Genomic DNA, 22,374 nt, shown 5'->3' on the forward strand with positions numbered 1-22,374 from the left:
GCGCGAGCCTCGCGGAACCGCGTGGGGCTCACCGACCCCAGGTGAGCACCATGGCGTCCCGCTCACGGGCCAGTTCGACCAGCCCCTCCTGCGCCGCCGGATGCGGCAGGGCGAGCGGATGGCGCAGTGCTGCGGACGCAATCACGCCGCCCTCCTGCATCAGGATCTTGGCGGCCGCGAGCCCGCATTGCCGGTTCTCGTAATTGATCAGCGGCAGCCAGCGCTCATAGGCGGCCTTGGCCGCCGCGCGGTCGCCGGCGAGATAGGGATCGATGATGGTGCGGATCCCGTCGGGATAGCCGCCCCCCGTCATCGAGCCGGTGGCGCCGGCATCGAGATCGGCCATCAGCGTAATCGCCTCCTCGCCGTCCCACGGCCCCTCGATGGCGTCGCCGCCGAGTTCGAGGATCGTCCGCAGCTTGGCGGCGGCCTGGGCCACCTCGATCTTGAAATAGGCGACGTTCTCGACCTCGCGCGCCAGTTTCGCCAGGAAGGCGGGCGACAGCGGCGTGCCGGCGACCGGCGCATCCTGGATCATGATCGGGATCGATATCGCCTCGGAGACGGTGCGGAAGAAGGCCTCGATGGCCGGCTCGCCGACGCGGAATGTCGCGCCGTGATAGGGCGGCATGATCATCACCATGGCGGCGCCGAGATCCTGGGCCCGGCGCGAACGCTCGGCGCAGATGTGGCTGGCGAAATGCGTCGTCGTGACGATGACCGGCACGCGGCCCGCGACATGGGCGAGCACGGCCTGCATCACCGTCTCGCGCTCGTCGTCGGTCAGGACGAACTGCTCGGAGAAATTGGCGAGGATGCACAGGCCCTGCGAGCCCGCATCGATCATGAAGTCGACGCAACGGCGCTGGCCGTCGAGGTCTAGCCTCCCGTCGCCGTGGAAGATGGTGGGCACGACGGGAAAGACACCGCGATAGGGGCGCGGATGGGGCATGGACGGTCTCCCTCACGGCCGCGCATCCGGCGGCTCTGTTGTGGTTGTGGCGTGCCCGCCGGCGAGGCCGGCGGCACCGCTCCTCAGGACGTCAGCGCGCCGTCGCCAGCGCGACGGCCAGCCGGCAGGCGTTCTGGAAGGCGGGGATATCGACCCATTCGTCGACGGTATGGGCCTCGTTCTGCCCGGCGCCGAAGGTCACGGTCTGGATGCCGTGCAGCGTCAGGTAATTGGCGTCGAGGCCGCCGTTGACGAGGCGCGGATTGGGGGTGAGGCCGATGGCCTCGACCGCCTGGATGCCGCGCTGCACGACGGGCGCATTCCGGTCGATGGCGAAGGAATGGTACTTGCGCTGCCGGCTGAACGACACCCGCCCGGTCTTGCCCTCGCTGCTGACGAGGGTCGCGGCTGCCTTGTGGAAGGCGGCCTCGAAGGCATCGGTGATGGCGTCGACGAAGGCCATGTCGTGGCTGCGGCTCTCGCCCTCGACATAGCAATAGTCGGTGACGACATTGGTGGCGTCGCCGGCGCCGCGGCCGTCACGGCCGGCAATGGTGCCGATATTGCTGGTGCCGGCCTTGTCGCCCTTCACCACCTTGCCGAACCAGCCGCCGGCCTGGGCATCGGCGAGCGCCATGGCGGCGATCATGCTGGCGGAGATGCCGCGCTCCGGCGCGACGCCGGCATGGGAGGCGCGGCCGAAGATCTCCACCGACCAGCCGTCGCCGCCGACCGCGCCGGTGACGACGTCGGCCGGGCGCGAGCCGTCATAGTTGAAGCCCATGGCCACGGGGCCGACCATGGCGAGATCGATGTAGCGGGCGCCCCACAGGCCGCTCTCCTCGCGGACGCAGAAGACCAGCACCAGCGGCGGATGGTCGAGGTTCTGCCGGGCGAGTTCGGCCGCCAGCGAGACGAGCACGGCGCAGCCGGTGCGGTTATCGCCGCCGAGCGCGGTGTCGCCGCCGGAGACGATCCTGTCGCCGACGATGCGCGCCTTGGCGCCGGCACAGAGCGGCACGGTGTCGAGATGGGTCGAGAACAGGAGCGGCTCGCCGTTGCTGAGGCTGCCACGGCCGGGGATCTTGACGATCAGGTTGCCGGTCTCGGTGGGGATGGGAATGCGCGTGTTGGCATCGTCATAGGCAATGGCCTCGGCCGGCACGCCGGCCTCCACCAGCGCACGGGCGACATCCTCGGCAATGGCCTTTTCCTGGCCTGTCACGCCCTCGACGGCGAGGAAACGCATCAGGCGGTCGAGCGCGGCTTGGGAATCGTGGGTGATCATGTCGGTCTGGCCTGCCGTGGAATGAAGCGGGCATCATGCCGATCGCCGCGCCGAGGAACAGTGCGCCAGCGGCAAGGCCGCCCTGCCGGCGCCGCGGGAAGGGCGCCCGTCAGGTCACCTCGTAGACATCGAGGACGACGCGGTCGGGATGCCGCGTCCCCGTGCAGAGGAAGAGCGAGCGCATCAGCCAGGCATGTTCGGGCGCCGAAGCCTCGAAGCGCGGCACGGTGCGGAAATAGATCTGCGCCGCATCCACCGCCTCGCCGCGCCGCAGCCGGGCGACGAGGTCGGGCGGTCCGCGGCGGATCCCGGTGTTCTCGACATAGATGCGCGCCCCGTTCGGGGTCTCGATGACATAGCGCGCATGGATTTCGGCGAGGCCGGCATCGCGGACCAGCTGGTAGTCGGTACCGCCCGGCAAGATGATCCCCGACAGGCGTGGCCCCGCGACCGTGCCGCCGGTGATCGGGATGAGGCGGCGCTCGCCAAGAGGGGTCGGCCCGACCTCGATCGCGGGCTCCACCGCGGCGGTGATCGTGAAAGCCCGTTCCAGTCCGGCCATGATGATCAGCGTCTCCCTGCCCGCTGCCGGTCGACAGGCAGCGGACCGGAAGCATCCGGCGCCGGGACCTGCCGGTCAATGACCCGGCGCGGCGCTCATTCCCCGATCGCCACGATGGCGGCGCCGAGCTGGTCGCCGCTGTCGAAGGCCGCCTCGACCCTTGCGCCGATGCACCAGTCGCCGCAGGCGCCGATGCGCTGGGCTGCGTCCCACAGGAAGGGCTCGCCCAGGGCCTCCTCGACGAGGGCGTAGCGCCAGCGGTGGGCGACGGCATGGACGGGCGCGGCGGTGGTGCCGGTGAGGGCGCGGAAGGCCTCGAGCAGCAGGACGGCGATCGCCTCCGGCGGCGTCTCCAGATGGGCCCGCGACCAGCCCGCCGTCGCGTGGACGACAACCGTGTCCCGGCCGGCGGGGCGGCCGGGCTTGGTGTCGTCGCGGGCGATCCAGCCGATGGGTCCGCCGCCGGCCGGACGCAGGCTTGCGCCCATCGCCACCGCCCCCGCCGCAAAGGCCAGCATCAGCGCGCAGCAGGGCGCATAGCGGATGCGGGCGAGGCCTGCCCAGATGATGCCGGCGCTCGCCGCCAGCGGCACGGCCTGCGGTGCCGGCACGGCGATGACAACGCCATCGAAGGCGCCATTGCCATCGACGGCGGCCGGCCCCTCCGCCGTCGCCAGGGTCCAGCCCCGCGGACCCCGGCGCAGCGCCGTGATCTCCTGGCTGCCGACCAGCGTCAGGCCGGCGGCTAGACCCTTGGCGAGGGAGCTCATCCCAGGCGTTCCGACATAGCCCTGTTCGCCCCAGGGGGCCGCCTGACCGGTCGTCACCAGCGCGGCGACGACCTCGGAGAAGCGCGCACCGCGGGCCGTGAAGAACTGGGCGCCGTGGTCGAACTGGAGGTCTCCGGCCCGCCGCGTCGCCACGCGGCCGCCGATGCCGCGGCTCTTCTCGAAGACCGTGACAGCGTGGCCGGCGCTCGCGAGCCGTCGGGCCGCCGCCAGGCCGGCCATCCCTGCCCCGACGATTGCCCAATGTCTCCGCATGTCCGACATCCCGGTTCGATTCCCTGTGGCCGCTTACGCCGGAGGCCGCGGTTACGATCAGTCGGCTCCTGTCTCAGCCGCGAAGGAGGATCCCGTAGCCGTCGCGACGGACCTCCAGGCCGGTCACCTGCAGGGCGCGCCACAGGCTCGCCTGGTTGGCGGTGACGACCGGACGGCCGAGGGCGCGCTCGAGTGCCGCAATGATGGCGACGCAGCGCAACCCGGTGCCGGCGAGCAGGATGGAATCGGCCTCTGGCGGGCATTCGGCGACGGTCTGCGCGAAAAGCCCGTCCGTTTCCTGATCGGTCGCCATGCCGGCGGCATAGAGCCCGTCGGGGGGAATGGCCTGCCATTGCAGCGAGGGCCGGTAACGCCAGGCCTTGGGGACCGCCAGCCCGAAGGCCGCATAATAGCCGATGGCGGCCGTGATGATGCCGTCGCCCATCCAGGCCGGCATGACCAGGAAGGGACGCTTCGCGCCGAGGGCCGCCAGCGCCAGGCGGATGTCGAGCCCATTGGTCGTGGCGGTGGTTGCCGCCGGGAGTTCGGCGGCGAGGGCCGCCACAGCGGCCTCGTCCCAGCCGGGTCCGCCGGCGAAGCTGCTGGATGAATGGGCAAGGACCGCGACATCGACGGCCATGGCCGCAAAATCACGGCAGCCGCGGGCAAGGTCGAGGACGAGCGTCGCAGCGCTGCGATCGGCGTTCCAGGGTGCCCAGGGGGCAGCCGCCGTGACGCGCGCGGCATGAACCGACACGCCGTCGGGCCGCATGGCCCACCATTCAGCCTCGGGCACCACCTCGCGGCCGACCACGAAGAGGCCGATACGGGCGCGGTCGCCCCAATTGTCCGCTGCCATGACACCCTGCCCTCTCCCGGGCCGCCACGCCTGCGGCTGCCCCATCCTCCCTGACTACACCATCGCGCCGGCCGGATCGAAGACCGGCCGTCTGCGCCGGCCGGAGGCTTGCGCGTCTTCCATGATGATGGAATCATCGTCCATCACACGAGAACGGATGATCCCCTTGCGTCTGACGAGACCCCCTGTTCATGGCGGTGCCGCCGCTCCGCCGTACCTCGCGCCGCGGCACAATGGCGGCCCGCCCATCGCGGATGATGAAGGCCCGCCCTGGGGCCAGGGCGACCCGCATCTGTTCCTGCACTGGCAGCGCGCGCACCGGGCTGCCTGGAAGAATATCCCGCGGGAGGTGATGCTGTTCCGCATGGCGAAAGCCGACAGGCTGGGGCTGACCTATGCGGAATACACGCTCGAGATCCTGGAGCGCGGGCGCTACCTGCAGGTGGAGGACAAGGCGCGGATCGCGGAGATCAAGGCCTTGCGCAGGAGGCGGCGGCGGCGGGCATGACGGTCTGCATGCCACATGGCCTCTTCCCCCCCTTACCGTGACGGGCACGGTCGTGGCAGCCTTGATGGCGGGAGTGCTTTCATGACCGTCTATTCCACCGCCATCTCGGAACTCGATGCGTTCGCCCTCGCCGACGCCTTCCGGCGACGGATCCTGTCACCCGTCGAGGCCGCCCGGGACGCCCTCGACCGCGCCGAGGCGAGCCAGGCGAGCATCAATGCCTTCGCCCTGATCGACCGCGAGCGGACGCTCGCCTGGGCCCGCGATTCGGAGGCGCGCTGGGCGAGGGGCGCACCGCTGAGCGCGGTGGACGGGGTCGGCGTCACCGTGAAGGACAATATGGCGGTGGCCGGCTGGCCCTCCCTCAAGGGTTCGACGGTCGTCTCGCGCGATCCCGTGACCTTCGACGCCCCGGTCACGGCGCGCTGCAAGGAAGCCGGGCTGGTCATCCTCGGCACCACGACCATGCCGGAATTCGGCTGGATCGGCCTGTCCACCTCGCCGCTGACCGGCCATACACGCAATCCCTGGAACCGCGACCGCACCGCCGGCGGCTCGACCTCCGGCGGCGCCGCGGCGGCGGCCCTTGGCATAGGCCGCTTCCATCTCGGCTCCGACGGCCTCGGCTCCATCCGCATTCCCGCCGCCTTCTGCGGCGTTGCCGGCATCAAGGCGACCTATGGGCGGGTGCCGGCCTATCCGATCTCGGTCATGGGCGAGCTCGCCCATCTCGGCCCGATCGCCCGCGATGTCCGCGAGGTCGCCGCCCTCCTCACCATCCTCTCCGGTCCCGATGCGCGCGATCCCATGGCCTGGAACATTCCGGCGCCGGACTACCGGATCGGCCTCGACGAGGGCGTGCGCGGCCTGCGCATCGCCTATTCGCCGCGCCTCGGATTCGTGACGAAGCTCGATCCGCAGGTGGAGCGGGCGGTGGCCGCCGCCGCCGCGACCTTCGCGTCCATGGGCGCCATCGTCGAGGAGGTCGACCCGCCGATCGAGGACCCCGCGCCCATCGCCTGGGATATCTGGAACGCCGGCGCGGCGCTGGCCTTGTCCTCCTTCACCGAGGCGCAGCGCCGGGCGATGGACCCTGGCCTTGTCGGCTGCGCCGAAACGGGCGCGCGTTTCTCGGCGGCCCAGCTCATCGACGCCCTGCTCTACCGGCGGACCAAGACCGTGATCGCCATGGCGGAGTTCCACGAGCGCTACGACCTGCTGATCACCCCGACCATGCCGACCGGCGCCATCCCGCTCGGCGCCGACCTGCCGCCTGCCGGTTTCGCCGGCCAGGACCAGTGGGGCCCGCTCTGGACGGACTGGTGCCCCTACACGCCGCCGTTCAACGTCACCCAGCAACCGGCGGGAACGGTGCCCTGCGGCCTCGACGGCGACGGGCTGCCAATCGGCCTGCAGATCGTCGGCTGGAAGCGCCAGGAGGCCCTCGTGCTTCGGGCCATGCGGGCCTTCGAGTCGGAACGCCCCCCGGCGCGCGTCCCGATGTCGCATCTGCGCGCCTAAGTCTCAGCCGGCTGCCCGGAATTTGCGCGACAGTTGCCTGCGCTTCGGGATTGACTCCCTCGGATCAAGCATCGTCTGATCCGGTCTTCTCGCGGACAGGGGCCGAACAGAGGTCGGACCCGGCTGCGACGTTCCAGGGGAGAGTGGTCATGAAATCCGTCAAATTGTCCCGTCGCACCGTGATGGCCGGCGCCGCTGCCGCCGGTGCGCTGGCGAGTTCCACGGGCGCCTCCGCCCAGGGCGCTCAGAATGTCCTGCGCGTCGTGATGCACTCGGATCTGCGCATCATCGACCCGATCTGGACGACGGCCTATATCGTCCGCAACTACGGCTACATGATCTACGACACGCTGTTCGCCCTCGATGCCAAGGGCGAGGTGCAGCCGCAGATGGTCGACAAATATACCGTCAGCGACGACAAGCTGACCTACACGTTCACGCTGCGCGACGGCCTGATGTGGCACGACAACCAGCCGGTGACGAGCGCCGACATCATTCCCTCGATCCGCCGCTGGGCCGCCCGTGACCCGCTTGGCCAGACCGTCATGGGCTTCATCGGCTCGATGGAGGCCAAGGACCCCAAGACCTTCGAGATCAAGCTGAAGGAAGCCACCGGCCTCCTCATCTTCGCCCTCGGCAAGCCGTCGTCGAACGTGCCCTTCATGATGCCGAAGCGCGTCGCCGAGACCGATCCGAACACCCAGATCACCGAATTCATCGGTTCCGGCCCGTTCATGTTCGTCCGTGACGAGTGGAAGCCGGGCGACCGGGCCGTCTATGTCAAGTTCGCCGGCTACAAGCCGCGCTCCGAGCCGGCCTCCGGCCTCGCGGGCGGCAAGGTCGCCAAGGTCGACCGTGTCGAGTGGCGCGTCATCACCGACCAGCAGCAGGCGGTCAACGCCCTGCAGGCCGGCGAGATCGACCTCATCGAAGCGCCGAGCCACGACCTGCTGCCGCTCCTGAAGGCCGACCGGAACATCAAGCTGTTCAACTGGAACGTGCTGGGCAACCAGTACACGATGCGCTTCAACCACACGGTCGCGCCCTTCAACAATCCGAAGATCCGCCAGGCGGTGCTCTATGCGCTGAACCAGGAGGATTTCCTGAAGGCGACCATCGGCGATCCGGAATATTACAAGGTCTGCAAGGCCATGTTCGTCTGCGGCTCGCCGCTGGAGACGATGGCCGGCATGGAAGACAAGCTGGAATCGAACTTCGCCAAGGCGCGCCAGCTCCTCCAGGAAGCCGGCTACAACCGCGAGCCGGTGGTGCTCCTGCATTCCACCGACCTGCAGGTTCTCACCAACCTCGCCCCCGTCGCCAAGTCGCTGCTCGAGCGTGCCGGCTTCGTCGTCGACATGCAGTCCATGGACTGGCAGACGGTCGTCGCCCGCCGCGTGAAGCGCGATCCGCCGACCCAGGGTGGCTGGAGCGCCATGCTCACCTCGTGGGTGGCCGCCGACATCCTCAACCCCGTCATGGCCGGCTTCTTCAACGCCTCCGGCGACCGGGCGGCGTTCGGCTGGCCGACCGATCCGGAGATCGAGACCCTGCGCGCCCGCTTCGCCCGTGCCAATACCGTGGCCGAGCAGAAGCAGATCGCCGAGGCGATCCAGCGCCGGGTGTCGGAAGCCCCGACCCACGTCCATCTGGGTCAGTGGTATTCGCCGGGCGCTCATCGCGGCAACATCTCCGGCTGGCTCGAGGCACCGGCTCCGGTGTTCTGGAACATGGAGAAGGGCCGCGGCGCGTGAGATTCTGACGATCGGCGGCCGGACCTGTTCCGGCCGCCGCCTTCTCATCGCAGTCAGGCCTAAGGTCCAATGATTTCCTATATTCTCCGACGCCTTGCGGCGACCGTGCCCGTGCTGTTCACCGTCGCCGTGATGGTGTTCCTGATGCTGCGCCTGACGCCGGGCGATCCCGCCGCGATCATCGCCGGCGACAATGCCACCACGCAGCAGATCCTCGACATCCGCACCAAGCTCGGCCTCGAGCAGCCCATCGTCCAGCAGTTCTTCATCTGGCTCGGCGGCCTGGCGCGCGGCGATCTCGGCGAGAGCTTCTTCTTCCGCAAGACCGTGTTCGAACTGATCTCGGAGCGCATCGAGCCGACCCTGTCGCTCGCCTTCCTGACGATCGTCCTGGCCGTGGTCGTCGCCATCCCGCTCGGCGTGCTCGCCGCCTACAAGCAGGGCACCTGGATCGACCGCATCGTCATGGGATTCTCGGTGATCGGCTTTTCCGTTCCGGTCTTCGTCATCGGCTATCTGCTGGTCTATATCTTCGCCATCAAGCTCGGCTGGTTCCCGGTGCAGGGCTATCAGCGCATCGGCAACGGCGTCGGGCCGTGGTTCCGCAGTCTGGTCCTGCCCGCCTTCACCCTCTCGGTCATCTATGTGGCGCTGATCGCCCGCATGACCCGCACCAGCGTGCTGGAAGTCCTGTCGGAGGATTACATCCGCACCGCCCGCGCCAAGGGGCAGACGGAAATGAAGGTGCTGTTCCAGCACGCCCTGAAGAACGCCGCCGTGCCGATCGTCACCGTCGTCGGTATCGGCGTCGCGCTGCTGATCGGCGGCGTGGTGGTCACCGAGAGCGTCTATTCCATCCCCGGGCTCGGACGCCTGACGGTCGACGCGGTGCTCGCCCGCGACTTCCCCGTCATCCAGGCGATCATCCTCGCCTTTTCCTTCGTCTATGTCATGATCAACCTGCTGGTTGACCTGTCCTATACGATCTTCGATCCGAGGATCCGCTATTGACCGCCCCCGCTTCCTCCGAGCCGGTCGCGAGCGCCGACGCGCCGATCGCCGCCCCCGCCAAGCCGACCGTCTGGCGCAAGCTGTTCCGCAGCCCCAGTGTGGTCATCGGCCTCGCCATCGTCCTGGTCATGGTGTTCATCGGCCTGATCGCGCCGCTGATCGCCCCGGCCGACCCGACCGCCATCAATCCCGGCGCCCGCAACCGCGTGCCGATGGCGACCAGCACCATGCGCCTCGATGACGGCACGCGCGCCACCGTGACCCATTACATGGGCACCGACACGCTCGGCCGTGACGTGTTCTCGCGCGTCGTCTACGGCGCCCGGGTCTCCATCTTCATCGGCGTCGCCGTGGCGCTGCTGTCGATCAGCATCGGCCTCGTCATCGGCATGATCGCCGGCTATATCCGCTGGCTCGACGGCATCATCATGCGGATCATGGACGGGTTGATGGCGATCCCGGCCATCCTGCTCGCCATCGCCGTGGTCTCGCTGTCGCGGGCCGGCATCGTCTCGGTCATCATCGCCATCGTCGTGCCGGAGGTGCCGCGCGTCGTGCGCCTGGTGCGCTCGGTCGTGCTCTCGGTGCGCGAGGAGCCCTATGTCGAGGCGGCGGTGGTCTCCGGCACGCCGACGGTGAAGCTCGTCCTGCGCCACATCCTGCCGAACACCGTGGCGCCGCTGATCGTCCAGGGCACCTTCATCTGCGCCTCCGCCATCCTGGTCGAGGCCATCCTGTCCTTCCTCGGCATCGGCATCCCGCCGGATATCCCGACCTGGGGCAACATCATGGCCGAGGGGCGCCAGCTCTTCCGCATCTTCCCCCACAACATCCTCTATCCGGGCATCTTCCTCGCCCTCACGGTGCTCGCCGTGAACATGCTCGGCGACGGGCTTCGCGACACGCTCGATCCGAAAATGGAGAAGCGCGGATGAGCGCCCCTATCCTCGACATCCGCAATCTCACGGTCGAACTGCCCAAGGGCGCCGACCGCCGCAACGCGGTGGAGAACGTCTCCTTTGCCGTCTATCCCGGAGAGATCGTCTGCGTGGTCGGCGAGTCCGGCTCGGGCAAGTCGGTCTCCTCCCATGCGGTGATGGGCCTGCTGCCCAAGGGCCAGCTGAAGGCGACCGACGGCGAAATCATGCTGGAGGGCGAGGACGTCCTCCAGGCGACATCGAGCCGCCTCAGGGCGCTGCGCGGCACGCGCATGTCGATGATCTTCCAGGAGCCGATGACGGCGCTCAATCCGGTCGTCACCTGCGGCGAGCAGATCGACGAGGTGCTGCAGATCCACACCTCACTCGGCGCCAGCGAGCGCAAGGAAAAGGTGCTGGCGGTGATGGAATCGGTGCGCCTGCCCGATCCGGCCAAGCTGTTCGATGCCTATCCGCACCAGCTCTCGGGCGGCCAGCGCCAGCGCATCATGATCGCCCAGGCCCTGGTGCTCGATCCCGTGCTGCTGATCGCCGACGAGCCGACCACCGCGCTCGACGTCACCACCCAGGCGCAGATCCTCAAGCTCATCGCCGAAATGCAGGAGCGCCGCGGCACCGGCGTGCTCTTCATCACCCATGATTTCGGCGTCGTCGCGGAGATCGCCCACCGCGTCGTGGTGATGCAGCGCGGCCGGGTGGTCGAGACCGGCACGGCCATGGAAGTGCTCAAGAACCCGCAGCATCCCTATACCAAGATGCTGATCAACGCGGTGCCCACCCTGACCCCGCCGGTGCGCGAGGAGCGCACGGGCGAACTGGCGCTGGAAACGGTGAAGCTCTGCAAGGTCTATGGCGGCGGCGGCTTCTTCCAGAAGAAGCGCGAGGTGCGCGCCGCCTCCGACGTCGAGATCCGCGTCCGGCGCGGCGAGACCCTCGGCATCGTCGGCGAATCGGGATCGGGCAAGTCGACGGTCGCCCGCTGCATCGCCCGGCTGATCCAGCCGACCTCCGGGGGCATTGTCGTCAGCAATATCGACATCGCCAATCTCCCCGAGCGCCAGCTGCGGCCGCATCGCAAGCACTGCCAGATCGTCTTCCAGGACCCCTACAGGTCGCTCAACCCGCGCCGCTCGGTCGGTGCCTCGATCATCGAAGGGCCGATGAATTTCGGCATGAGCGAAGCCGCGGCCATCGCCAAGTCGCGCGACCTGATGAACCTGGTGGGCCTGTCGCCCGATGCGCTCGACCGCTATCCGCACCAGTTCTCGGGTGGCCAGCGCCAGCGCATCTGCATCGCCCGGGCGCTGGCCATGGAGCCGGAGATCCTGATTGCCGACGAGGCCGTCTCGGCCCTCGACGTCTCGGTCCAGGCCCAGGTGCTCGACCTCCTCGACGACGTGCGCAAGACATTCGACCTCGCCGTGCTCTTCATCACCCATGACCTCAGGGTCGCGGCGCAGATCTGTGACCGGATCGCGGTGATGCAGAACGGCGTCGTGGTCGAACACGGCAAGACCGCCGAGATCTTCGCGGCGCCCCAGCACGAATATACGCGGGCGCTGTTCGAGGCGGCGCCGGGCCGCAACTTCCAGTTCGCACGGGTGGCCTGACAAACCGTTGGCGGCGTGGGATGATCCCGCATGATCCGTGTCGCCGCCACACCCGACGTCGCGTCTGCTCACCCGGCCGGGGGCGTGCGCCCGCTTGTCCTCGAACGGGCGGCCCGGTAGCGCCATGGTCGGGACCCGCCTCACCCCTGACGTGCTCGCGCGGCGGATCGCCCAGGGACGCGGCTCAGGCGAGGCCGACCTCGTCGTCAAGAACGTGCGGCTCTTCGACCTCGTCACCGGCAATCTCTTCGTCACCGACATCGCCATCTGCGGCGACACCATCGTCGGCACCTATGGCGGCTATCGCGGGCTGCGCGAGATCGACGGGCGCGGCCGGATCGCGGTGCCGGGCTTCATCGACACCCATCTCCATGTGGAGAGTTCGCTCGTCACGCCGAGGGAGTTCGACCGCTGCGTGACGCGCCACGGCGTCACCACGGCGATCTGCGATCCCCACGAGATCGCCAATGTGCTCGGCCCCGCCGCCCTCGACTACATGCTGGCAGGGGCGGACCGCACCGTGATGGACCTGCGCGTCCAGCTCTCCTCCTGCGTGCCTGCGACGCATCTGGAGACGGCCGGCGGGAGGCTCGGCGTCCAGGACCTCGTCGCCCGGCGCGATCATCCCAAGGTGATCGGCCTCGCCGAGTTCATGAACTTTCCCGGCGTCATCCATGCCGACCCGGACTGCCTCGCCAAGCTCGCCGCCTTCTCGGACCGTCACATCGACGGCCATGCGCCGCTGCTCCTCGGAGCGGACCTCAACGGTTACATCGCCGCCGGCATCCGCACCGACCACGAGACGACGACCTCCGACGAAGCGCTGGAGAAGATCCAGAAGGGCATGACCGTGCTGATCCGCGAGGGCTCGGTGTCGAAGGACCTGCATGCCCTGGCGCCTCTGCTGACACTGGCGACCTCGCCCTTCCTCGCCTTCTGCACCGACGACCGCAACCCCCTCGACATCGCCGAGGAGGGCCATCTCGACTTCATCATCCGGTCCGCCATCCGCCTCGGCGTGCCGCCGCTCGCCGCATATCGCTCCGCCTCGATGACGGCCGCGACGGCCTTCGGCCTCAGGGACCGCGGCCTGATCGCCCCTGGCAAGCGCGCTGACATCGTCCTCCTCGACGATCTCGAAGCCTGCGCCGTCTCGGACGTCATCGCCGGCGGCGTGCTGGTGGGGCCGCAGGCTTATGCCGGGCGGGAGCCCGTCGCCCCGGTCGGGCTCGACAGCATGAAGGCGCGCCGGGTGTCGGCGGAGGATTTCCGGGTGCCGGCGCCGGGGTCCACCGCCCATGTCATCGGCGTCATCCCCGGCAAGATCATCACCGAGCACCTGACCATGGAGCTGCCGGTCGCCGGTGGCGCCATGCAGCCCGACCTCGCCCAGGACGCTGTGAAGGTCGCGGTCGTCGCCCGCCACGGCGTCAACGACAATATCGGCCGCGGCTTCGTCCACGGCTTCGGCCTGAAGCGCGGCGCCATCGCCTCCTCGGTCGGCCACGACAGCCACAATATCTGTGTCGTCGGGGTGGACGATTCCGACATGGCGACCGCCGTCAACCGCCTCGTGGCGATCCGCGGCGGCTTCGTGGTTGTGCAGGGCGGCCGGATTCTCGCCGAACTCGCCCTGCCCATCGCCGGGCTGATGAGCGACCGCCCCTTCGAGGAGTTGATCCAGCCCCTGAAGGACCTGCGCGCCGCCGCCTCCGGCCTCGGCGTGGTGCTGGCCGAGCCCTTCCTGCAGGTCGCCTTCCTGCCGCTGCCGGTGATCCCGCATCTGAAGATCAGCGATCGTGGCCTTGTCGACGTCGACCGGTTCGAACTGATCGGGTGATCGCAGGAAACGGGCGGAGAGATCGGGTGTCGGGCGACGGCGGCCCCTGTCACGAGAGGTCATGGAGACCGCACCCGTGACAGACGCCGCATCACCCTCCCGCTTCACTCGCCTCCTCGCCACCGCCGGCCTCGTCCAGGCCGCCGACCAGATCGCGCTCGCCGCCCTGCCCGTCACCGCCATCCTCGTGCTCGGCGCGGGGCCCGGCCTCGTCGGCGCGCTGGTGGCGGCGCAGACGGCTGCCTGGCTCCTCGTGTCCCTGCCGGCCGGGGTGCTCGTCGACCGGCTGCCGCGGCGTGCGGTGCTGATGGCGGCGCTGGCGCTCAGCCTCGCCGGGGCGCTGGCCGCTTTCGCCGCGGCGGCCTTCGACCAGGTCGCATTGCTGGGAGCTGCCGCTTTTCTCGCCGCGTCAGGCACGGTGACCTTCGTCCTCGTCCAGATCGGGCTGATGCCGCAGATGGTCGCTCAGGCGGGGCTGCCGCGGGCCAATGCGCGGGTCGAACTGGCGCGCGCCACTGCCAGCGCCGCCGCCCCTTTCGTGGTCGGGTTCTTGGCGACGCGGGTATCACCGCTGGCGGGCTATCCGCTGGCGGCGATCCTCGCCTGCGCCGCGCTTGTCTGCGCCGGGAGGCTGCGCTTCGAGGCCTTGCCGGGCCAGGCGGCACGGCCACCCGTCCTCGCCGCCATCGCCGAGGGGGCGCGCTTCGTCGTCGCCGATCCGCTGCTGCGCGCCATCGGCCTCTGCGCGGTGTTCTGGAACTTCGCCTTCGTCGCCCTCATCGCGGTCTTCGTTCCCTTCGCCCTCGGCCAGCTGGGCACGGATGTGGCGGGCGCCGGCCTCGCCCAGGGGATCAACGGCCTCGGCATGATCGCCGGCGCGGCCGCCGCGCCCTTCATCTTCGCGCGGGTGCAGCCGCGGGTCGTGCTGCTGTTCGGCCCGCTCTCCTCGGCGCTCGGCGCGGTGCTGATGGCCCTCTCGCCGGCCTTCGGCGGCCTTGCCATGGCCGCCCTCGCCTTCGGCCTCATCGGCTTCGGCCCCATGCTCTGGCTGGTGATGCAGACCTCGGTCCGGCAGATCGTGACGCCGCCGCTGCTGATGGGCCGGGTCACCGCCACGATCCAGGTGGCGATCTACGGCGTCAGGCCTCTCGGCGCCCTGGCCGGGGGCGGCGTCGCCCAGGCTTTCGGCCTGGAGGCGGCGCTCGGCCTCGTGGCCGCCGCCTTCGCCGCATCGGCCGTCGTCTCCCTCGCCTCTCCACTGGCGCGTCTGGTGGCCATGCCGCATCGCGCGCCCGCGGCAAGCGGGCTATGACCATCTGGCGCTTGGCGGTGCCGACCCTATACCCTAAGACATCGACATCATTCGCTTGAAGGATCATTGCCATGGCCGTCGCCGCGCTCACCCCCGTTTCGGGCTCCTATGTGAAGGACAACGAGGATTTCAAATGGGAAGACCCGCTGAACCTCGACGCCCTGCTGACGGAAGAAGAGCGCATGGTGCAGGAGACCGCCCGCACCTATTGCCAGGAGAAGCTGCTGCCGCGCGTCACCTCGGCCTTCCTCGACGAGCGCTTCGACCGGGAGATCATGAGCGAGATGGGCGAGCTCGGCCTGCTCGGCTCGACGCTGCCCTCCGAATATGGCGGCGCCGACCTCGGCTATGTCTCCTATGGCCTCATCGCCCGCGAGGTGGAGCGCGTCGATTCCGGCTATCGCTCGGCCTGTTCGGTGCAGTCCTCGCTCGTCATGTACCCGATCTATGCCTATGGCTCGGAAGAGCAGCGCCGCAAGTATCTGCCGAAGCTCGCCTCGGGTGAGTGGGTCGGCTGCTTCGGCCTGACCGAACCCGATGCCGGTTCCGATCCCGCCGGCATGAAGACCCGCGCCGTGAAGGTCGATGGCGGCTACGTGCTCAAGGGCTCGAAGATGTGGATCACCAATTCGCCCATCTCGGATGTGGCGGTGGTCTGGGCCAAGACCGACGAGGCCATCCGCGGCTTCATCGTCGAGCGTGGCATGAAGGGCTTCGCCACGCCGAAGATCGAGGGCAAGGTCAGCCTGCGCGCCTCCGTCACCGGCGAGATCGTGCTCGATGACGTCTTTGTCCCGGCCGAGAACATGCTGCCCAATGCCAAGGGCCTGTCCGGCCCGTTCGGCTGCCTCAACCGCGCCCGCTACGGCATTGCCTGGGGCACGATGGGTGCGGCCGAGGATTGCTGGCACCGCGCCCGCCAGTACACGCTCGACCGCAAGCAGTTCGGCCGGCCCCTGGCCGCCACCCAGCTGGTGCAGAAGAAGCTCGCCGACATGCAGACCGAGATCACCCTCGGCCTGCACGGCGTCCTGCGCCTCGGCCGGCTGATGGACGACCACAATTTCGCGCCCCAGGCCATCTCGCTGATGAAGCGCAACAATTGCGGCAAGGCACTCGACATCGCCCGCATGGCCCGCGACATGCACGGCGGCAACGGCATCTCGGCCGAGTACCACGTCATCCGCCACATGGTGAACCTTGAGACGGTCAACACCTATGAGGGCGCCCATGACGTGCATGCGCTGATCCTCGGCCGCGCCCAGACCGGCATCCAGGCATTCTTCTGAGACCTGGCGACCGTTTCGTTCAGGCAGAGCCCGGCCGTCGCGCCGGGCTTTTGCTTTTTGGGGCAGTGGTGCACGCACACCCGCCACCTCCGGCGATCCGGGGCCGGAGGAGGGAGCCCGGGAGCGCCTCAGGTGGAGATTCGCAGCGATGACCAGCCATCGCCCCTCACTGCCGCTGCGGGCGGGCGTTCGGCTCGGTCTGGATGGACAAGAGATAGGCGACGATCGCCGCCGCACGCTCCGCCGAGAAGGTGAATTCCGGCATGGCGGGATGACCGGAGGTGAAACCCTCGGCGAGTGCCTCCTCCAGCACGTCGACCGGATAGCGCTGCGACAGGTCGCGGAAGAGCGGCGCATCGGGATAGGGGCTGGCATCGGCCCGCCCCACCGCATGGCAGAGGGCGCAATGCTGGCGCACCAGCGTCTCGCCGCGCTGGATCAGCACCCGCTGGCTCTGGGCGACGGCCTCCGTCGCCCAGAGCCCGGCGAGGACGAGCAGGAGCGGCAGGGCGCGGCGGAACATGGCGGCCTCACGGGATCGGGGATGCCGACAGGGTCTCATGCGTGCCGCCGCACGGCCTTGCGGTCGATCAAGCCGCGAGGCGCAGGAGTTCCGCCGTCAGCGCCGAGGCGGGCTCGGCAAAGGGAGCGATGACGGTGAAATGGTTGGCGCCGGGCACCACGATCTCCCGCGTCGCGGCGCCGAGCGCGCCCCAGCATTCCACCAGCATGCGGGTCTGGCGGTGATACTCGCCCGATTCGTCGCCGCCGACGACGGCGGTGACCTTCAGGCCCTTCGGCGGGGTCCAGACCAGCGGCGACAGCGCCGCCGCCTCGCCCGCATCCATGCCCATGGCCCGGTTGACGAAGGTCGGCACCAGCGGCGCCAGATGGAACAGCCCGGAAACCGGCATGGCCCCGGCGATGACCTCGGCGGCCTCGCCGATGCGCGCCCAGTCTGCCGCGGCCATGCAGGCGGTGAGGTGACCGCCGGCGGAATGGCCGAAGGGCAGGACGCGGCGGCCGGTGCGCTGGCGCAACTGCCGGATGCAGGCGATGACATTGTCGACGATGACGGCGAGCTTCACCGCGGGGCAGAGGTCGTAGCTCATCACCGCGACGTCGAGGCCGTGGGCATTGGCCCCCGCCGCCATGTGGCTGAAGGCGGTCTTGTCGAGCGCCTGCCAGTAGCCGCCATGGATGAACAGCGCCACCGGCGCGCCGGGGCGCGGGGCGGCGGCCGGAAACAGGTCGTAACGGTGACGGGCGCCGCTGCCATAGGCCTGGTCGAGGGCGGCATCGGGCCGCGCTGCCCGGAAGGCTGCGGCATCGGCGGCCCAGCCGGCCATGAGGACGGGGTGGTCCGGCACCATGGCGCGGTTGTTGTACTGGGCGTCGAGGTCGATGGCGGGCATGGCTGCGGGTCCGGCTGGGGCTCCCAACGGACCCTGCCCGCCGGCCAGCGTCAAGGCCGGCCGGTCGGCGCGGGGCGATTGACCCGCCGCGGAGCAGCGATTAGGCCTCCCTCTCAGACTCAGAGGTGCCGGCCATGGTCTCCATCAAGCAGAAGGCGGCGCTGATCTCGATCCTGGTCACGGTCGTGCTGACGGCGGCCAAGGCTGCGGTCGGTCTCGCCAGCGGTTCGATCGCGATTCTCGCCGAAGCGGCCCACGGACTGGTGGACACCGCCGCCACCGTGCTGACCTTCTATGCCGTGCGTCTCGCCGACAAGCCGGCCGACGACGACCACCAGTACGGCCACGGCAAGGTCGAATCCATCGCCGCCCTGGCCGAGACAGCCTTCCTCTTCCTCGTCTCCGGCATCGTCGTCACCGAAGCCGTCAGGCGGCTGACCGGCGACGGCCATCCCGTCGAGGTCACCCCGGTCATGGCAGGGCTGATGGTCGCCGTCATCGCCGTGGACTACTGGCGCGTGCGGATCCTCCGCCGCCTCGCCAGGGAAACCGGCAGCCATGCGCTCGAATCCGGCGCGCTGCACTTCGCCGCCGACATGGCGGGCTCCGCCGTCGTGCTGGCTGGCCTGTTCTTCGTCTGGATCGGCTATCCCCAGGCCGACGCCGTCGCCGCCATCGGGGTGGCGGTCATCATCTGCGTGATGAGCTGGAATCTCGGCCGCCGCACCATCGACACGCTGATGGACCGGGCCCCGAAGGGCGCCACCTCGGCCGTCATCGAGGCGGTCGAGGCGGTTCCCGGCGTCGTCGGGGTGGAGAGCGTGCGGCTGCGCGAGGTCGGCACCGACACCCTCGCCGAGATCACCGTCAAGGTGAACCGCACGCTGCCGCTGGAACGGGTGGCGGAGATCAAGACCGCCATCGGGATGGCGGCAGCTGGCGCCCATGCCGGAACGGTGCCGACGGTGACCACCGAACCCGTCGCCCTCGACGACGAGACGGTGATGGAGCGCGTCCACCTGACGGCGCGGCGCCATGCCCTCGCCGTCCACCACGTCACGGTGCAGCATCTGGGCGAACGGCTCTGCGTCGGCCTCGACCTGGAGGTCGACGGTGCCCTGACCCTCGGCGAGGCGCATGATATCGCCAGCCGGCTGGAAGCGGCCATTGCCGGCGAACTCGGCACCGATGTGGAGGTCGAGACCCATATCGAACCGCTGCAGGTCGAAATGCTGGTCGGCAGCGATGCCGCGCCGATGCAGGTCGCGCAGATGGGCGCGGCGCTGGCGGAACTCGCCGCCGCGACCGGCAAGATCACCGACGTCCACAGCGTCAGGGTGCGCGACACGACGCAAGGCCTCGTCGTGACCTATCATTGCCGTGCCGACCCTGCCCTCACCGTCGAGGCGGTGCATGAGGCGGTCGACGCGATCGAGCGCGGCTTCCGCCGCAGCCAGCCGCGGATCATCCGCGTGATCGGCCATACCGAGCCGGTGAAGTCCCTTCCAACCCCGGCCCCGGCACCCTAGTGTCCCGGCGCTCCGGCACACCGCATTCAAGGATCAGGGCATGCGCAGCGAACAGGCCAAGCCGGTGAGGCTCTCCGACTACCGCGTCGCCGACCACGTGGTGACGACCGTCAACCTCGCCATCGTGCTGCATCCGACCGCGACGCGCGTGACCGCCGATCTCGCCGTCGCGCGCCACCCCCGCGGCACGGCCGATGCCCCGCTGGTCTTCGACGGCGACGGCCTGACGCTCGCCGCCATCGCCGTCGACGGACTGCCGCTGGCGCCGGAGGCCTATGAGGCGACGGCGGAGCGCCTGGTCATCCACCGCCCGCCGGCGGGCGCCTTCCGCCTCACCGTCGAGACCGTCATCGACCCGCAGGCCAATACCCAGTTGATGGGCCTCTACCGCTCGTCGGGCACCTGGTGCACCCAGTGCGAGGCCGAGGGCTTCCGCCGCATCACCTATTTTCCCGACCGGCCGGACGTGCTGGCCGTCTACACGACCCGGATCGAGGCGGAGAAGAAGACGGCGCCGGTCCTTCTCGGCAACGGCAACCTGGTCGAGGCCGGCGACCTGGCCGACGGGCGGCACTATGCCGTCTGGCACGATCCCCATCCCAAGCCGAGCTATCTCTTCGCCCTGGTCGGCGGCGACCTTGCCGAGGTGACCGACAGTTTCACCACGCGCTCGGGCCGCGTCGTCCGCCTCGGCATTTTCGTCGAGCACGGCAAGGAGGACCGCTGCGCCTATGCCATGGACGCGCTGAAGCGCTCGATGCGCTGGGACGAGGAGGCCTTCGGCTGCGAATATGACCTCGACGTCTTCAACATCGTCGCCGTGTCGGACTTCAACATGGGCGCGATGGAGAACAAGGGCCTCAACATCTTCAACGACAAATATGTCCTCGCCCTGCCGGATACGGCGACCGACCAGGACTATGCGGCGATCGAGGCCATCATCGCCCACGAATATTTCCACAACTGGACGGGCAACCGCATCACCTGCCGCGACTGGTTCCAGCTCTGCCTGAAGGAGGGCCTCACCGTCTTCCGCGACCAGGAATTCACCGGCGACATGCGCTCGCGGGCGGTGAAGCGCATCGCCGATGTGCGCCTCCTCAAAAGCCATCAGTTCGCCGAGGATGCGGGGCCGCTGTCGCACCCGGTCCGGCCCGAGATCTATCACGAGATCAACAACTTCTACACGGCGACCGTCTACGAGAAGGGGGCGGAGATCATCCGCGCGCTGAAGGTGCTGATCGGCCCCGAGGCCTTCCGCTCCGGCATGGATCTCTATCTCGCCCGCCACGACGGCGACGCGGCGACGGTGGAGGATTTCATCGCCTGTTTCGCCGCGGCGAGCGGCCGCGACCTGACGCAGTTCTTCCTCTGGTATCGCCAGTCGGGAACGCCGCAGGTCGGCGTCAGGACCCGTCACGACCCGGTCGCCGGCACCTTCACGCTCGACCTCGCCCAAAGCCACCTGCCGACCCCCGGCCAGTCCGACAAGCAGCCGATGGTCATTCCGCTGGCCTTCGGCCTCATCGGCCCGGACGGCGCCGAACGCCCGCTCTTCACCGAGGAGGGGGAGGCCGTGCCCGGCGTCATCGCCCTCGACACCGCCCAGCGCAGCATCACCTTCAGCGGCCATCCGACGCGGCCCGTCCTGTCGATCAACCGCGGCTTCTCGGCGCCTGTCGTGCTGAAGACCGACCTGACCGCCGCCGATCTCGGCTTCATCGCCCGCCACGACAGCGACGCCTATAACCGCTGGCAGGCGATCCAGACGCTGGCGACCGAGCACCTGGTGGCGGCCAGCCGCGGGGGCGGCTTGGACGCGGAAGGCCGCGCGGAGACCCTGGCCGAGGCCCTCGCCGGCGTCCTCGCCGATGCCGACCGCGACCCGGCCTTCGCCGCCCAGGCGCTGACGCTGCCCTCCGAAGCCGACATCGCCCGCGAACTCGGTTCCGACGTCGACCCTGACGCGGTCTTCACCGCCCGCAAGGCCCTGCGGCAGGCGGTCAGGACGCGGCTCGATCCGGCGCTCGGCACGGTTCTGGCGCGTTTCGCCACGCCCGGCCCCTACAGTCCTGATGCGCGCGCGGCTGGCCGACGGGCGCTCTGCAATGTCGCCCTCGACCTCTGGGCCTCGGGCGGCGAGGCGGAGCGGATCGCGACGGTGGCGGCGCGCCACCGCGACGCCGACAACATGACCGACCGCTTCGCCGCCCTGGCGGTGCTCGCCCAGCATCCGGGGGCGGCGCGCGAGGCGGCGCTGGCCGCCTTCCGCGAGCGCTACCGCACCGATGCGCTGATTCTCGACAAATGGCTCGCCCTGCAGGCGGCGATCCCCGAGGCGGGCACCCTGGGGCGGGTCGAGGCCCTGCTCGCCGACCCGGCCTTCGCCATGACCAATCCCAACCGGCTGCGCGCGCTGGTCGGCAGCTTCGCCAGCAGCAACCAGACCCAGTTCAACCGGCCCGACGGGGCGGGTTACGCCTTTCTCGCCGGTGTCGTCATCGTCACCGATCCGCGCAACCCGCAGGTCGCGGCCCGGCTGCTCTCCGCCTTCCGCAGCTGGCGGGCGCTCGAGCCCGGGCGGCGGGACCTCGCCCGCGCCGCCCTGGAACGTGTCGCGGCGGCCGCGACATTGTCCGCCGATGTGCGGGACATCGTCGCCCGGTCGCTGGGGTGAGCCGGGACAATCTTCCCATCGGCGTTAACCAAATATTTCCCGTGGTGTGATTCCCCGACTCTAGACAGCCCTCGTTCAAATCGATTCTTATGACCGCGATTCGGAGGGGCTGGGGCTCGAACTCCGGACGCCAATTCAGAGATTCGACGGGGGTACCGGCGATGGAGCGCAATTTTGCGCCCAGCGCGGACGCGCTGATTCATGCCACGAGGCCGAACGGATTCGCGCAATCCGCCGATGCGTCGTTCGAGTCGTGGCTGGCGCCC

The 22,374-nt window shown here is 69.4% G+C and carries 18 protein-coding genes; 11 read left to right on the top strand and 7 right to left on the bottom strand.

Going from position 1 to position 22,374, the window contains the following annotated elements; all coding sequences use genetic code 11:
* Positions 1-28: 28 nt before the first annotated feature.
* From Q0C57_RS14460 to Q0C57_RS14480, 5 genes are all read right to left on the bottom strand, one after another.
* Positions 29-952: a dihydrodipicolinate synthase family protein gene (locus Q0C57_RS14460; protein WP_296577140.1), complete on the bottom strand. Its 924-nt coding sequence runs from the start codon at positions 950-952 to the stop codon at positions 29-31.
* A 91-nt stretch (positions 953-1,043) separates the two neighbouring features.
* On the bottom strand, positions 1,044-2,237 hold the full coding sequence (locus tag Q0C57_RS14465; protein WP_296577163.1) for a M20/M25/M40 family metallo-hydrolase: 1,194 nt from the start codon (positions 2,235-2,237) through the stop codon (positions 1,044-1,046).
* A 112-nt stretch (positions 2,238-2,349) separates the two neighbouring features.
* Entirely contained in the window at positions 2,350-2,802 is a 453-nt protein-coding gene (locus tag Q0C57_RS14470; protein WP_296577141.1) for a DUF3237 domain-containing protein, read from the bottom strand.
* A gap of 95 nt (positions 2,803-2,897) precedes the next feature.
* Positions 2,898-3,845, bottom strand: coding sequence for an FAD-dependent oxidoreductase (locus tag Q0C57_RS14475; RefSeq protein ID WP_296577142.1), 948 nt, complete (start codon positions 3,843-3,845; stop codon positions 2,898-2,900).
* Positions 3,846-3,918: 73 nt separating this feature from the next.
* Entirely contained in the window at positions 3,919-4,704 is a 786-nt protein-coding gene (locus Q0C57_RS14480; RefSeq protein WP_296577143.1) for a hypothetical protein, read from the bottom strand.
* 172 nt (positions 4,705-4,876) lie between these two features.
* Between Q0C57_RS14480 and Q0C57_RS14485 the strand changes: the two genes are divergently transcribed.
* From Q0C57_RS14485 to Q0C57_RS14525, 9 genes are all read left to right on the top strand, one after another.
* Positions 4,877-5,212 (top strand): hypothetical protein, encoded by a 336-nt coding sequence (locus Q0C57_RS14485; RefSeq protein WP_296577164.1) that lies wholly within the window; start codon positions 4,877-4,879, stop codon positions 5,210-5,212.
* 81 nt (positions 5,213-5,293) lie between these two features.
* Complete coding sequence (locus Q0C57_RS14490) at positions 5,294-6,733, top strand: amidase (protein ID WP_296577144.1); 1,440 nt, start codon at positions 5,294-5,296, stop codon at positions 6,731-6,733.
* Positions 6,734-6,882: 149 nt separating this feature from the next.
* Positions 6,883-8,487 carry an ABC transporter substrate-binding protein gene (locus Q0C57_RS14495; protein ID WP_296577145.1) on the top strand — a complete coding sequence of 535 codons (1,605 nt, stop codon included), beginning with the start codon at positions 6,883-6,885 and terminating at the stop codon, positions 8,485-8,487.
* Between the two features lie 69 nt (positions 8,488-8,556).
* Positions 8,557-9,498: an ABC transporter permease gene (locus Q0C57_RS14500; protein WP_296577146.1), complete on the top strand. Its 942-nt coding sequence runs from the start codon at positions 8,557-8,559 to the stop codon at positions 9,496-9,498.
* Positions 9,495-10,433: an ABC transporter permease gene (locus Q0C57_RS14505; protein WP_296577147.1), complete on the top strand. Its 939-nt coding sequence runs from the start codon at positions 9,495-9,497 to the stop codon at positions 10,431-10,433. Before Q0C57_RS14500 ends, Q0C57_RS14505 begins: the two co-directional genes overlap by 4 nt.
* Positions 10,430-12,046 carry an ABC transporter ATP-binding protein gene (locus tag Q0C57_RS14510; RefSeq protein WP_296577148.1) on the top strand — a complete coding sequence of 539 codons (1,617 nt, stop codon included), beginning with the start codon at positions 10,430-10,432 and terminating at the stop codon, positions 12,044-12,046. Before Q0C57_RS14505 ends, Q0C57_RS14510 begins: the two co-directional genes overlap by 4 nt.
* A gap of 124 nt (positions 12,047-12,170) precedes the next feature.
* Positions 12,171-13,886 carry an adenine deaminase gene (gene ade, locus Q0C57_RS14515; protein ID WP_296577149.1) on the top strand — a complete coding sequence of 572 codons (1,716 nt, stop codon included), beginning with the start codon at positions 12,171-12,173 and terminating at the stop codon, positions 13,884-13,886.
* A 76-nt stretch (positions 13,887-13,962) separates the two neighbouring features.
* Positions 13,963-15,198: an MFS transporter gene (locus Q0C57_RS14520; RefSeq protein WP_296577150.1), complete on the top strand. Its 1,236-nt coding sequence runs from the start codon at positions 13,963-13,965 to the stop codon at positions 15,196-15,198.
* A 71-nt stretch (positions 15,199-15,269) separates the two neighbouring features.
* Positions 15,270-16,487 carry an acyl-CoA dehydrogenase gene (locus Q0C57_RS14525; RefSeq protein WP_296577151.1) on the top strand — a complete coding sequence of 406 codons (1,218 nt, stop codon included), beginning with the start codon at positions 15,270-15,272 and terminating at the stop codon, positions 16,485-16,487.
* A gap of 166 nt (positions 16,488-16,653) precedes the next feature.
* On the opposite strand, the gene Q0C57_RS14530 is transcribed toward Q0C57_RS14525, so the two are convergent.
* Complete coding sequence (locus Q0C57_RS14530; RefSeq protein ID WP_296577152.1) at positions 16,654-17,010, bottom strand: cytochrome c; 357 nt, start codon at positions 17,008-17,010, stop codon at positions 16,654-16,656.
* Between the two features lie 67 nt (positions 17,011-17,077).
* Positions 17,078-17,902 (bottom strand): alpha/beta hydrolase, encoded by an 825-nt coding sequence (locus tag Q0C57_RS14535; protein WP_296577153.1) that lies wholly within the window; start codon positions 17,900-17,902, stop codon positions 17,078-17,080.
* Positions 17,903-18,036: 134 nt separating this feature from the next.
* On the opposite strand from Q0C57_RS14535, the gene Q0C57_RS14540 reads away from it, so the two are divergent.
* Together Q0C57_RS14540 and pepN are read left to right on the top strand one after the other, a co-directional pair.
* A complete protein-coding gene (locus Q0C57_RS14540; RefSeq protein ID WP_296577154.1) occupies positions 18,037-19,431 on the top strand; it encodes a cation diffusion facilitator family transporter in 1,395 nt (464 codons plus the stop codon).
* Between the two features lie 40 nt (positions 19,432-19,471).
* Complete coding sequence (pepN, locus tag Q0C57_RS14545; RefSeq protein ID WP_296577155.1) at positions 19,472-22,108, top strand: aminopeptidase N; 2,637 nt, start codon at positions 19,472-19,474, stop codon at positions 22,106-22,108.
* Positions 22,109-22,374 lie beyond the last annotated feature (266 nt).

This window comes from Phreatobacter sp., assembly GCF_022843985.1.
Taxonomy (GTDB): domain Bacteria; phylum Pseudomonadota; class Alphaproteobacteria; order Rhizobiales; family Phreatobacteraceae; genus Phreatobacter.